General features: G+C 66.4%; 12 protein-coding genes. 7 read left to right on the top strand and 5 right to left on the bottom strand.

Annotated elements, in window-relative coordinates:
• The first annotated feature begins 54 nt into the window (after nt 1-54).
• The 6 genes from IEX41_RS03695 to IEX41_RS03670 all read left to right on the top strand — a co-directional run bounded on the left by IEX41_RS03695 (nt 55) and on the right by IEX41_RS03670 (nt 6,066).
• Nucleotides 55-975: a hypothetical protein gene (locus IEX41_RS03695; protein WP_188788851.1), complete on the top strand. Its 921-nt coding sequence runs from the start codon at nt 55-57 to the stop codon at nt 973-975.
• Nucleotides 938-3,067 carry a methylmalonyl-CoA mutase gene (gene scpA, locus IEX41_RS03690; protein ID WP_188788850.1) on the top strand — a complete coding sequence of 710 codons (2,130 nt, stop codon included), beginning with the start codon at nt 938-940 and terminating at the stop codon, nt 3,065-3,067. The genes IEX41_RS03695 and scpA overlap by 38 nt, the downstream gene beginning before the upstream one ends.
• A 141-nt stretch (nt 3,068-3,208) precedes the next feature.
• Entirely contained in the window at nt 3,209-3,829 is a 621-nt protein-coding gene (locus tag IEX41_RS03685) for a VOC family protein (RefSeq protein WP_188788849.1), read from the top strand.
• A gap of 36 nt (nt 3,830-3,865) precedes the next feature.
• A complete protein-coding gene (locus IEX41_RS03680; protein WP_188788848.1) occupies nt 3,866-4,372 on the top strand; it encodes a GNAT family N-acetyltransferase in 507 nt (168 codons plus the stop codon).
• Between the two features lie 14 nt (nt 4,373-4,386).
• Nucleotides 4,387-5,070, top strand: coding sequence for a molecular chaperone DjiA (locus tag IEX41_RS03675; RefSeq protein ID WP_188788847.1), 684 nt, complete (start codon nt 4,387-4,389; stop codon nt 5,068-5,070).
• Nucleotides 5,071-6,066 (top strand): endonuclease/exonuclease/phosphatase family protein, encoded by a 996-nt coding sequence (locus IEX41_RS03670; RefSeq protein WP_188788846.1) that lies wholly within the window; start codon nt 5,071-5,073, stop codon nt 6,064-6,066.
• Here IEX41_RS03670 and hisA read toward each other — a convergent pair.
• Nucleotides 6,056-6,778 (bottom strand): 1-(5-phosphoribosyl)-5-[(5-phosphoribosylamino)methylideneamino]imidazole-4-carboxamide isomerase, encoded by a 723-nt coding sequence (gene hisA, locus IEX41_RS03665; RefSeq protein ID WP_188788845.1) that lies wholly within the window; start codon nt 6,776-6,778, stop codon nt 6,056-6,058. The genes IEX41_RS03670 and hisA overlap by 11 nt on opposite strands.
• A 138-nt stretch (nt 6,779-6,916) precedes the next feature.
• Here hisA and IEX41_RS03660 point away from each other — a divergent pair, with 138 nt between their 5' ends.
• Complete coding sequence (locus tag IEX41_RS03660; protein ID WP_308421486.1) at nt 6,917-7,333, top strand: DUF2147 domain-containing protein; 417 nt, start codon at nt 6,917-6,919, stop codon at nt 7,331-7,333.
• 10 nt (nt 7,334-7,343) lie between these two features.
• Here IEX41_RS03660 and IEX41_RS03655 read toward each other — a convergent pair whose 3' ends face one another.
• From IEX41_RS03655 to IEX41_RS03640, 4 genes are all read right to left on the bottom strand, one after another.
• Complete coding sequence (locus IEX41_RS03655; protein WP_188788844.1) at nt 7,344-8,366, bottom strand: ABC transporter ATP-binding protein; 1,023 nt, start codon at nt 8,364-8,366, stop codon at nt 7,344-7,346.
• Nucleotides 8,367-8,395: 29 nt separating this feature from the next.
• Nucleotides 8,396-9,598 (bottom strand): carbohydrate ABC transporter permease, encoded by a 1,203-nt coding sequence (locus IEX41_RS03650; protein ID WP_188788843.1) that lies wholly within the window; start codon nt 9,596-9,598, stop codon nt 8,396-8,398.
• Between the two features lie 97 nt (nt 9,599-9,695).
• Nucleotides 9,696-10,946 carry a sugar ABC transporter permease gene (locus tag IEX41_RS03645; protein WP_188788842.1) on the bottom strand — a complete coding sequence of 417 codons (1,251 nt, stop codon included), beginning with the start codon at nt 10,944-10,946 and terminating at the stop codon, nt 9,696-9,698.
• Nucleotides 10,947-11,030: 84 nt separating this feature from the next.
• Nucleotides 11,031-12,380 (bottom strand): ABC transporter substrate-binding protein, encoded by a 1,350-nt coding sequence (locus IEX41_RS03640; protein ID WP_188788841.1) that lies wholly within the window; start codon nt 12,378-12,380, stop codon nt 11,031-11,033.
• Nucleotides 12,381-12,591: the final 211 nt, after the last annotated feature.

Here is a 12,591-nt window from a genome sequence, read left to right as displayed (position 1 = left end):
CTCACGGAGCAGGGGGCATGATGCAGCCTGACCTTCCCAGCATGAGAGCCAGCCATGGACATCATCTTGCATCTCGGGGCCCATCGCACCGGGGCCGCCAGTTTCCACTGCTACCTGCGCAGCGTGGACGCAGAACTTGCGGGGCTTGGGATCGGCTTCTGGGGGCCGCAGCGCACCCGGCAGGGGCTGTTCCACGGCCTTTACGATGCGCAGCCGAACCGGGCACCGGGCCGTGTGCGCCTCGCGGTCGAGGCGTCGCGGCGGCGGGGGCTGTCGCAGCTTCTGGTCACGGACGTGAACATGCTTGGCACGCCGCGTGCCTGCCTCCGGGCACGGGCGCTCTACCCCGGGGCCGGAGACCGGCTGGCACGGGTGGCGCTGGCCTTCCCGCAGGTGACGCGCATCGTGCTGCAGATTCGCTCACCCGAGATGTGGTGGGCCTCGCTGCTGGCCTATCTCATGCCGCGCGGCCTGCCGCTTCCGGAGCCGGCGCTGCTCGACGAGATCTGTGCCCATCAGCGCTCGTGGCGTCAGGTGATCCCCGAGATCGCCGCTGCCTGGCCCGGCGCGGACATCGTGGTGACGCCCTTCGAACGCTTTACCTCGCGGCCCGACCAGCTGCTGCGGGTGGCCACCGGGCTGCGACGGGCGCCGCCGCTGCCCATGGGCGGGATCTGGGCGCATCGCAGCCCGGACCTTGCCGCGCTGGCCGATCTTCTGCGCGAGCGGGGGGGCAACCCCGCCGCGCTGCCACAGGGGGAGGGGCGGTTCATGCCCTTCGCCCCGCACCAGCTCGCGCCCCTGCGCGAGCGCTATGCCGACGACCTGTTCTGGCTCCATTCAGGGGCGGGCGGGCTGGCTCGACTGACAGAGGACCCGGAGTCCGGCACGGAGAGGCCACGCTGGCCGCCGGCTCCTACAGAGAGAGGACAGGACGATGACAGCCAAACTGGACGATTGGCGCACTCTGGCTGAAAAGGAACTGCGGGGGCGCCCGCTGGAGGCTCTCAACTGGGACACGCTCGAGGGGATCGAGGTCAAGCCGGTCTATACCGCTGCCGATCTCGATGGGCTGCCCCAGATGGGAGAGTTGCCGGGGATGGAGCCCTTCACCCGCGGCGTGAAGGCGACGATGTACGCCGGCCGCCCGTGGACCATTCGGCAATACGCGGGTTTCTCCACGGCGGAGGAATCCAACGCCTTCTACCGCAAGGCGCTTGCCGCCGGGCAGCAGGGCGTGTCGGTGGCCTTCGACCTGGCCACGCACCGCGGCTATGACAGCGACCACCCCCGCGTGGTCGGCGACGTGGGCAAGGCCGGTGTCGCCATCGACAGCGTGGAGGACATGAAGGTGCTCTTCGGGGGCATCCCGCTCGACAAGGTGTCCGTGTCGATGACCATGAACGGCGCGGTGATCCCGGTGCTGGCCAACTTCATCGTCACCGGCGAGGAACAGGGCCACGACAAGGCGCTGCTTTCGGGGACCATCCAGAATGACATCCTCAAGGAGTTCATGGTCCGCAACACCTACATCTATCCGCCCGAGCCATCGATGCGGATCATCTCGGACATCATCGAATACACCAGCGCCGAGATGCCCAAGTTCAACTCCATCTCGATCTCCGGCTACCACATGCAGGAGGCGGGGGCGAACCTCGTACAGGAGCTGGCCTTCACCCTCGCGGACGGCAAGGAATACGTGAAGACGGCAATGGATGCGGGCATGGACATCGACAAGTTCGCTGGCCGGCTGTCGTTCTTCTTTGCCATCGGCAAGAACTTTTTCATGGAGATCGCGAAGCTGCGCGCCGCCCGGATGCTCTGGTCGCGCATCATGACCGAGCTAGGAGCGCAATCGCCCCGCTCCAAGATGCTGCGGACCCATTGCCAGACCTCGGGCGTCTCGCTGGCCGAGCAGGACCCCTACAATAACGTCATCCGCACCGCCTACGAGGCAATGAGCGCCGTGCTGGGCGGCACCCAGTCGCTGCACACCAACGCGCTGGACGAAGCCATTGCCCTGCCGACGGAATTCTCGGCGCGCATCGCGCGCAACACGCAGCTGGTGCTGCAGGAGGAAACCGGCGTCACCAAGGTGGTCGATCCCATGGCCGGTTCCTACTACGTCGAAAAGCTGACCGCCGATCTGGCCGAGGCCGCGTGGAAGCTGATCGAGGAAGTGGACGAGATGGGCGGCATGACCAAGGCCGTCGCCTCGGGCATGCCCAAGCTGCGCATCGAGGAAACCGCCGCCCGCAGGCAGGCGGACATCGACCGGGGCACCGACGTGATCGTCGGGGTCAACAAGTACCGGCTCGAGAAGGAGGACGAGCTCGACATCCTCGACATCGACAACGCCAAGGTCCGTGAGGGGCAGGTCGCCTCGCTGGAGAAGATCCGCAGGACCCGCGACGAGGCGGCCTGCGATGCGGCGCTCGCGGAACTGGAGCGGCGTGCGAAGGACGGCGGCAACCTGCTCGAGGCAGCGGTCGAGGCCGCCCGCACCCGGGCCACGGTCGGAGAGATCAGCATGGCAATGGAGAAGGTGTTCGGTCGTCACCGGGCCGAGGTCAAGACGCTGGCCGGGGTCTATGGCGCCGCTTACGAGGGCGACGAGGGCTTTGCCGCCATCCAGAAGGCGGTTGAGGATTTCGCTGAGGCCGAGGGGCGCCGCCCGCGCATGCTCGTGGTCAAGATGGGCCAGGACGGCCATGATCGCGGCGCCAAGGTGATCGCCACCGCCTTTGCCGACATCGGCTTCGACGTGGACGTGGGCCCGCTGTTCCAGACCCCAGAAGAGGCGGCGCAGGATGCCATCGACAACGACGTGCACATCATCGGCATCTCGAGCCAGGCGGCGGGGCACAAGACCCTCGCGCCGCAGCTGGTGCAGGCCCTCAAGGATCAGGGCGCAGAGGACATCATCGTGATCTGCGGCGGGGTGATTCCCCACCAGGATTACAAGTTTCTCTATGATGCCGGGGTGAAGGCGATCTTTGGGCCGGGCACCAATATCCCGGATGCGGCCAAGGACATCCTTGGCCTGATCGGGGAGGCGAAGGGCTAGGTCAGCTTCCTCGAAGGCAACATTTTGGCAACGGTTCTGCGGGCCGGGGGCACAGCCTTCGGCCCGCATTGCGTTTTTTGCGTTTTCTTGGCTTGCGCGCTGCCCTATCTTTTCTCGGATATTCAGAACAATGGGCATCGGATGACCCTTACGCTCGATCACATTGCGGTGCTTGGCGAGACGCTGGAAGAAGCGGCCGCCCACGCCGAGGCCGCCGTGGGCATGCCCATGGAACCGGGGGGAAGCCACCCCATCTATGGCACGCACAACCAGCTTCTGGGGCTGGGCGGAGGGCTTTATCTCGAGGCGATCGCCATCGACCCGGGTGCCGAGCCTCCGGGCAAGCCGCGCTGGTTCGGGCTCGATGCCTTCAAGGGGCCGGCCCGGCTCGATAAATGGGTGTGCCGGGTGCCGGACATGGAGGCGGCACTGCAGGCCCTGCCCATGGCGGGCCAGGTGGTCGAGCTGTCGCGTGGGCGGCTGCAGTGGCTGATGACGGTCCCCGAGGACGGGCTGCTGCCCTATGATGGCTTGTTCCCGGCGCTGATCCAGTGGCTCAGCCCGGTGCCCGCAGGGGCGATGCTGTCCGCCTCCGGCACGCGGCTGACACGGCTTGAGGTGACGCATCCCGAGGCGGCCGCGCTCGAGGCGCTGCTGGCCCCGCATCTCGACGCACCGCTGGTGCGGTTCGTCACCGGCGATGTGCCGGGCCTGCGCGGTTCGGTTCACACGGCGCAGGGACATGACCGGATCCTGACGTGATTGGGGCCTGATGTGACGGGCGGCCCGGCAGGGGGCATGATCATCCGGCCCGCAGGGGTCGGTGATGCCGCCGCGATCTGTGCCTTCTGGAACCCGTGGATCGAAACCACGTCGATTACCTTCTCGACCGATCTGCGCACCCCCGAGGGCGTCGCCGCCGACATCGCCGCGCGGGGCGAGGCCTTCCTCGTGGCCGAGGCAGCGGGGCAGATCATCGGTTTCGCCAGCTTTTTCGCCTTCCGCAGCGGGCCGGGCTATGCCCACACCCGCGAGCATACGGTGATCCTCGCGCCCGAGGCCCGCGGCAAGGGCGCAGGCCGGGCGCTGATGGCCGCGCTCGAGAACGTGGCGCGGGCAGGCGGCGTGCATTCGCTCATTGCGGGCGTGTCGTCCGAGAACCCCGAGGGCATCGCCTTTCACGGCGCAATCGGTTTTGCCGAGGTCGCACGTCTGCCTGAGGTGGGGCGCAAGTTCGGACGCTGGATAGACCTTGTGCTCATGCAGAAATTTATCGATGCGCCGCTGACAGTTCCCGGCCACTGAACTATCATGCCTCCATGTCGATCTGGACCCGCATCACCGAAGCCCTCTCAGCTCTTGCCAATGGCGAGGGCATCGGTGCGGTGTTCGACCGCCTGCGCCAGTCGCCAGAGCGCACCGTCGCTTTCACCATCGCGGTGATCGCCTTGTCGGCCAAGATGGCCAAGGCCGATGGCGTCGTGACCCGCAACGAGGTGACCGCCTTCCGCGAGGTGTTCCAGATCGCCCCCGAGGACGAAGCCGCCGCCGCGCGGGTGTTCAACCTCGCGAGGCAGGACGTTGCGGGGTTCGAGGAATACGCCCGGCGCATCCGGCGCATGTTCCTCGAGACACCCGAGCCGCTGCAGGATCTCATGGAGGGGCTGTTCCACATCGCCGTGGCCGACGGGCATTACCACGAGGACGAGGACCGCTTTCTTGAACGGGTGTCCGAGATCTTCGGCTTTACCGAGCGTGAATTCCAGCAGCTGCGCTGCCGTTTCGTCGAAGGGGCCGAGCCCGATCCCTACTCGGTGCTTGGCGTATCGCCCGATGCCCCCATGGACGAGATCCGCCGCCGGTGGCGCAAGCTGGTTCGCGACAGCCACCCGGACGTGATGATCGCCCGCGGCGTGCCTGAAGAGGCGGTGAAACTGTCCGAGACCCGCCTCATCGATATCAACCGCGCCTGGGAAGAGATCTCGGCGCAGCGGGCTGCCTGATTGCGCATTGCCACTTGGAATATCGAATGGTTCGATGCGCTGTTCGATGATTCCGGTCACCTGCTGCGCCATGACGGTGGACGGTCCGGCCGCTATGGCATCACCCGCGCCATGCAGGCCGAGGCGCTGGGCACGGTCTTTGCGGCCATGGATGCCGATGCCATCATGGTGGTTGAGGCCCCCGACACCGGCTCGCGCCGGTCCACAGCGCGGGCGCTGTCGCAATTCGCCGCCGCGTTCGGTCTCAGGACCACCGGCGTGCTCACGGGCTTCGTCAACGACACCCAGCAGGAAATCGCGCTGATGTACGACCCGGCGGTGATCCATGCCCGCCATGCGCCCATGGGCAGCGATGCCGCGCCGCGCTTCGATGGCACGTTCGACATCGACCTCGATGTGGATGCCACCATGGATCGGGTGAGCTTTTCGAAACCACCGCTCGAGGTGTCGCTGTCCGTCCACGGCAAGGTGCTGCACCTCATCGGCGCGCATCTGAAATCCAAGGCTCCCCACGGCGCACGCACCCGCGACGAGGTGATGCGCCTGTCCATCGCCAACCGGCGCAAGCAGCTGGCTCAGGCGATATGGCTGCGTCGCCGGGTGGATGCCCTTCTGGATGACGGGCACAGCGTCATCGTGCTGGGTGATCTCAACGACGGGCCGGGCCTCGACGAGTACGAGAACCTCTTCGGGCGCAGCTCGGTCGAGATCATCGCGGGGGAGGGGGACCGGGCGCTGTTCGATCCCCATGCGCAGGATGCCGAAGGGGCCGGCGGCCCCAGCTCAGCGCGTTTCGTGCATGAGGATGGCGGCGTGCTCGAGGCGATGCTCGACTACATCATGGTGTCGCCGGACCTTGCCGCGCTCGGCCCGCATTGGCTGATCTGGCACCCGCTGCGGGACCCCGACATAAAAGAGGCGCCCCGCTTGCGGGACGCCCTTTTGACAGCGTCAGACCATTTCCCGGTCACGCTGGACCTTGCAATCACCCCTTGAGCAGCTTGAGCGCCTCGGCGAGGTCAATGGCCCCATCGTAAAGCGCCCGCCCCGAGATCGCACCGTTGAGCGACGCGCCGCAATCGCGCAGCGCCTTGAGGTCGCGCAGGGACGACACGCCGCCCGAAGCGATCACCGGGATGGTCACGGCGCGCGCCATGGCGGCGGTGTATTCGATGTTCGGCCCCTGCATGGCGCCGTCGCGGTTGATGTCCGTGTAGATGATCGCCGCGACGCCATCGTCCTCGAAGCTTTTCGCCAACTCGACCGCGTCCACGTCCGTCACCTCGGCCCAGCCCTTGGTGGCGACCATGCCGTCACGGGCGTCGATGCCCACGGCGATCTTGCCGGGGAATGCCTTGGCCGCCTCGCGCACCAGCGCCGGGTTCTCCACCGCCACGGTGCCAAGGATGACACGGGCAAGGCCGCGTTCGATCCAGCGCTCGATGGTGGCCATGTCGCGGATTCCCCCCCCAAGCTGCGCCGGGGTGTTGGTGGTCTTGAGGATGGTTTCGACCGCGTCTCCGTTCACCGGCTCGCCCGCGAAGGCGCCGTTGAGGTCGACGAGGTGCAGCCATTCGCAGCCCGCGGCCACGAACTCCAGCGCCTGCGCGGCGGGGTCGTCATTGAACACGGTTGCTTTGTCCATGTCACCGCGAAGCAGCCGCACGGCCTTGCCGTCCTTGAGGTCGATTGCGGGATAAAGGATCATTGTCTCACCACACATAGCCGTTTTTTTCATCCTTTCATGACGGAAGGTCAGGCGCAATCGGCCCTTGCGTCACCATTGAACGGTCGGGGACATTTGCGCGACGCTGTTCGCATGGTTTCAAAGGGGAGGAAAGGGACCGTGACACTGAACATCATGAAGGCGCTCGCAACGGCCTGCGCGGCTGGCGGGATCGCGTTGTGCGCGTCGGCGGGAGTGGCTGCGGCCGATCCGGTCGAGGGGCTGTGGCGTACCCAATCGGGGGACAACGGCTATTCCACAGAGGTGCGCATCGGCACCTGCGGGCCGACGATCTGCGGCACCATGGGCCGGGCCTTCGCGCCCGACGGCACGGTGGTGGAGAGCGACCATACCGGCAAGCGGATGATCTGGGACATGCAGCCGGGGCAGGGCGGACGTTACACCGGCGGCAAGATCTGGGTCCCTGATCAGGACAGGACCTACAATTCGAAGATGACCCTGTCTGGCAACCGTCTGAAGGTCGAGGGCTGCGTTCTCGGCATCTGCCGAGGTCAGACATGGTCGCGGATGCAGTGACGCAGGCGCCCTAGCGTATCGCCAGCCCCGCCTTGTCGAAAAGGTGGGTCTGGCCGTCCTCGAACCGCAGCCCCACCGCCGCGCCGGGGCGCATTCCGGTGTCGCCCTGCGCCCGCACGGTCAGCTTGCCGGCATCGCCGCAATCCACGATGACATAGGTATCCGCCCCGAGGTACTCGAGCACGTCCACCGTGCCGTCCATGTGCCCCTCCCCGGGCGCAACCAGCGCGATGTGCTCGGGCCGGATGCCGAAGCTGTCCGCCTCGCCGGGCAGGCCGCCGACCCGAAGGCCGTCCGTCGCCACGGCAAAGACGTTCATCTTGGGGCTGCCGATGAACTGCGCCACGAAAAGGTTGCCGGGACGCTCATAAAGCTCGCGCGGGCTGCCCACCTGGCTCACCCGCCCCGCCTCGAGCACCACGATCCGGTCGGCCAGCGTCATCGCCTCAACCTGGTCGTGGGTGACGTAGATCATCGTGGATTTCAGCGACTGGTGGAGTTTGGCGATCTCGTAGCGCATCTCGACCCGCAGTGCGGCATCGAGGTTCGACAAAGGCTCGTCAAAGAGGAACGCGGTGGGGTCGCGCACGATGGACCGCCCGATGGCGACCCTCTGGCGCTGCCCGCCGCTCAGATCCTTGGGCCGCCGGTCCAGTAGCGGCTCGAGCTTCAGCACCCGCGCCGCCTCGTCCACCTTGGCGTCCATCTCGGGCTTCGGCACGCCCGCCGCCTTGAGCGAGAACCCCATGTTGTCGCGAACCGACATGTGCGGATAAAGCGCGTAGCTCTGGAACACCATGGCCAGCCCGCGCCGGGCGGGCGGCTCGGCAGTGGCGTCGCGGCCGCCGATCAGGATCTGCCCGCGCGAGGTTTCCTCGAGCCCCGCGATCATCCGCAGAAGCGTCGATTTCCCGCAGCCAGAGGGGCCGACGAAGATGACGAACTCACCTTCCTCGATGACAAGGTCGACGCCCTTGATGACCTGCGCCTCGCCGAACCATTTCTCGACGGATTTCAATTCTATGCTTGCCATGTCTTAACCCTTCTCAAAGCCTCTCGGCCTTATCCCTTGACCGAGCCTGCGGTCAGCCCCTTGGTCATGAACCGCTCCAGCCCGAGGAAGATCGCCATGATCGGCACTGTGGCGATCACCGCCCCCGCCATCAGATGCTGCCGGGGCACCTCCGAGCTGTTGAGCGACGCGATCCCCCGCGTCAGGGTGAACTTGCCCGGATCGTCCAGCAGCATGAAGGCCAGCAGGAACTCGTTCCAGGCGATCATGAAGACGTAAAGCGACACGCTCGCCAGCGCCGGAAGGCTCAGCGGCAGGGTGATCTTCCAGATCACCTTGAGCCGGCTCAGCCCGTCCATGAGCCCCGCCTCCTCGATTTCGGCGGGCAGGCCCCGGAAATAGCCCTGCAGCATGTAAAGTGCGACGGGAATGGTGGTCACCGGATAGATCAGGACGATCCCGAAGATGGTGTTGCGCAGCCCCGCCATGGAGAACGCGATGTAGATCGGCAGCGCGAGCACGATCATCGGCACCATGTAGATCAGCAGCACCGAGCGCGACATCAGCGCCTGCCCCCGGAACCGCAGCCGCGCCACGGCATAGGCGCCGGGGATGGCGAAGGCCAGCGTGATGACCACAGTCAGCACCGACACATAGAAGCTGGTCCACAGGTAGCTGCCGAAATTATACTGCGTGAGCAGTTCCACGTAGCTGTCGAACAGATGCCAGCGCCGCGTGAGGTCCAGCGAGAAATCCAGCGGGTTCGCCATCAGCGCCGCCTGGTTCTTCAGGCTGGTCATCACCATGACATAGAAAGGAATGACCACAATGGCGGTAAAAAAGATGTAGCCAAATCCGGTGAGGAACCGGATCACCGCCTCCTCGAACTCGTGGCGCGTCGCAGGTCCGGGTCGCAGCTCCTCGCACATCTTGGCAAGCCCCAGCGCGGTGAACAGGGCAACGCCCCCATGCCCCACCAGCTGCGCGGCCAGCCCCGCGCCGTCCCCCGACAGCATTGGCCCAAAGCCCAAGAGCCCCGCCACCAGCAAGGCCGCCGCCGCGCCCCAAAGCACCAGCGCGCCATAAAGCGCCGAAAACCCCGCCGCCGCCCCCCAAGACAGCGCCAGCCAGGACGGTCGGAACGGCGCCCCTGTGGCAAAGCTCATGGCCACCGCCACGGTCACCGCGATCACCGCGCACCAGAGCGCCCCGATCACCGGCGCGGTCACATACCCGTTCCATGCCGCCTTCATCGCGCGCCCCCCTGTTTCCTTTGACCGAAAATATCCCGGGGGAGTCCCACAGGGACGGGGGCAGAGCCCCCTCCGACCCGTCCGCGAACCACCACGCTCACAGCCCCTCCTCCCGGCTCATCACCTTGAAGAAGAAGGCCGAGAACACCAACAGGCAGCAGAAGATCACCACCGCCACCGCCGCCCCTGCGCCGATGTTCGAGAGCGCAAAGGCCTGCTCATAGACGTTCACGGTCAGCACCCTCGTGCCCGCGTTGCCGCCCGTCAGCAGGAAGATGTCGTCGAACTTGTTGAAGGTCCAGATGAAGCGCAGCAGGAACAGCACCGACAGGATGCCCAGCAGCTGTGGCAGCGACAGGAAGCGGAACTTCTGAAAGGGCGATGCCCCGTCCATGTCCGCCGCCTCGTACATGTCCGTGTCGATCGACTGCATGCGCGCAAGGATGAACAGGAAGGACAGCGGGAAGTAGCGCCAAATCTCGAACAGCGTCACCATGATGAGCGCAAGCGGGCGCTCCCCGAAGAAGTTGATCGCCTCCGAGGTCACCCCCATCTGGATCAGCAGCGCGTTCATCGACCCCGAGAACGGATCGAACAGCAGGACCCACGCAAACGCCACGGCAATCACCGGCGCCACGTAAGGGAAAAGGTAGAGCCCCCGCAAAACGCCCTGTCCCCGGAACGACTTGTTGAGCAGTAGCGCCGCGAACAGCCCCATCACCAGCGCGCCCAGCGTGCCAAAGACCGTGTAGAACAGCGTCACGCCCAGCACGCCCCAGAACTCCGAGCCGTTGAAGATCTGCGCGAAGTTCTCGAAGGTGAACTCAAGGTTGGTCAGCACGTTGTCGCCATCTCCGGTGATGACCGGCGCGCTGTCAGAAGGATCAGGGGCGTCGAGGAACGCCTGATCCACGGTCACGTCGATAGCAAGCGTCTCGCGCGCGCCGCCCTCCCAGTCGCCGAAGTCGCACATCAGGCGGCCATCGGTGATCTCGCAGGCCGGGTTCAGAGCGCCTGGATCGACGAGCGTCACCCCCTCGGGCCAGGCGTCGGTCAGCGTCACGCCCCGGATCTGCTGATCCTGAGAGGAATTGCGCAGCCGGTAGCGCAGGGTGGCCTCGTCGCCGGGGGCTTCGGGGCCGCCGCGCACGTCCTCGCGGGCCATGATCGTGGGCGGGCGCAGCTCGGCCAGCCCCACGGGCTTGAACGCGATCCAGAACACCGCAAGCAGCGGCAGGATCACCACCAGAGACACCGCCGTCAGGGTCGGGAGAAGAAGACCCCAAGCCAGCCGCGCCTCGCGCCGGGCAAGGGGGCCTCTGCCGGTGGGGGGAATGGCTGTGCTCATGGGGTGGTCCTCAGGTGTCGTGGTGCCCCTCCGCCGCGCGGCGAAGGGGAGGGCGCTCATGTCTGGACGCTTGGGCAAGGGCGCTTATTGCAGCGCGCCCAGTTCCTCGTTCATCTGCGCCACGGCCTCGGAGGCGTCGATCCCGCCGTCGATGTATTCGCGCACGATGCGGTTGACCGCCTGGCTGTTGATCATCTTGGACGCCAGCGCGAGCTGACCTTCCTCGGCGCCCCAGCGCTGGGCCACGTCAAGGCCGGCGACGATCTCGTCGATCATCTCCTGCGGGTAGAGATCGCCCAAGGGGGCGGTGCGGTCGACGCCCACAGGCAGCTTGGCCCATTCGGTGACGAACATCTCGGGGTCCTCATCGGTGCCCCGGCGCACCGGAAACTTGCCCTCGGGCGCAATGGCCAGCGTCTCGAGATAGCCCTGGTCCATGGAATACTCGACGAACTCGATGGCCGCATCGGTTGAGGCATCGCCGGTGATGCCCAGCATGTTGATCGCCGCCCATGCCGCGCCATCGGGGTTCGACGGGCCCGCGAAGTTGGTCACGATCCCGGTCATCGACGCCAGCTCTGCCGAGGTGGGATCGTCGTTGATGGTGGGCGGCGCGCTGTCCCGCAGTCCCGCAAGCTCATCGAGGATGAAGGGTGACCAGATCACCATCGCCGCGTTCCCCGAGAAATAGAGCGTGCGCGACTGGTCCCAGTAGAGATCCCCGGGAGGCGAGGCATCGGCCAGGGTCTTGTAGAACTCGAGCACCTCGGTGGTGGCGGCCTCGTCCAGCTCGGCAAAGCCGTCAGGCCCCACGGGGGAGACGCCATTGGCAAGGAAGACATGCTCCAGCACCTGGCTCATGAACGACTCGTCCACCTTGGTGGCGGCGACGAAACCGTACATGTCCGGTGGGTTGTGCAGCGCCTCGATGGCCGCTTCCACGTTGGCGTAGGAGGTCGGCGGCTCGAGCCCCGCCTCGTCGAAGAGGTCCGAACGGTAAAGGATCATCTGCGTCCAGCCATCAGCGGGCACCGACGCATAGCCGCCGTCGAACTCGGCCATGGCAAGGGCACCGGGGGCGAAGGTGGCACCGCCCAGATCCTCGATCACATCCATGGCAGCGTCAGGGTCAAGGATGCCCGCCTCGGCCCAGGGCAGGGCGTAGGACAGCGGATGGTAGATCACGTCGGGCATGTCACCGGCGGCATAGGCGGCGGTGGCGCGGGTGCCGAGCTCGGATTCGGTGACGGGGATGACCTCGACGGTGTGGCCGCTTTCCTCTTCGAAGGCGTCGGCCATCGCCTGCTGGCGGGCCAGCCGCTCGGGCTGTTCCTCGATGGTCCAGAAACGGATGGTCTCGGCGCTGGCGGCAGAGGCGGTGAGCGCCAGCCCCATGGCCACCGTGCCAAGCAGTGGTGTGCGGATCGTCTTCATCGTGGTCTCCTGTCGGTACGTGGGTTCAATGACTGTGGGCGCGGCCTGAAGCGGCCGGGCGTCGAATACCGGTGGGAGGGGTGCAAGTGCTGCAGCGCGGAGCGCGCGGGCCGGATCATGTGCCGGGCTGTGCCCCGCCACCGGGCCCTCGCCTGCGCTTGAGATTGGGCTGGCGCTTGAGAATGGGCCAGCGCTTGAAAATGGGCCTGTG

Origin of the sequence: Salipiger pallidus (genome assembly GCF_014643635.1) — a bacterium.
GTDB lineage: Bacteria > Pseudomonadota > Alphaproteobacteria > Rhodobacterales > Rhodobacteraceae > Salipiger > Salipiger pallidus.
This window is presented reverse-complemented; position numbering and strand designations above follow the sequence as displayed.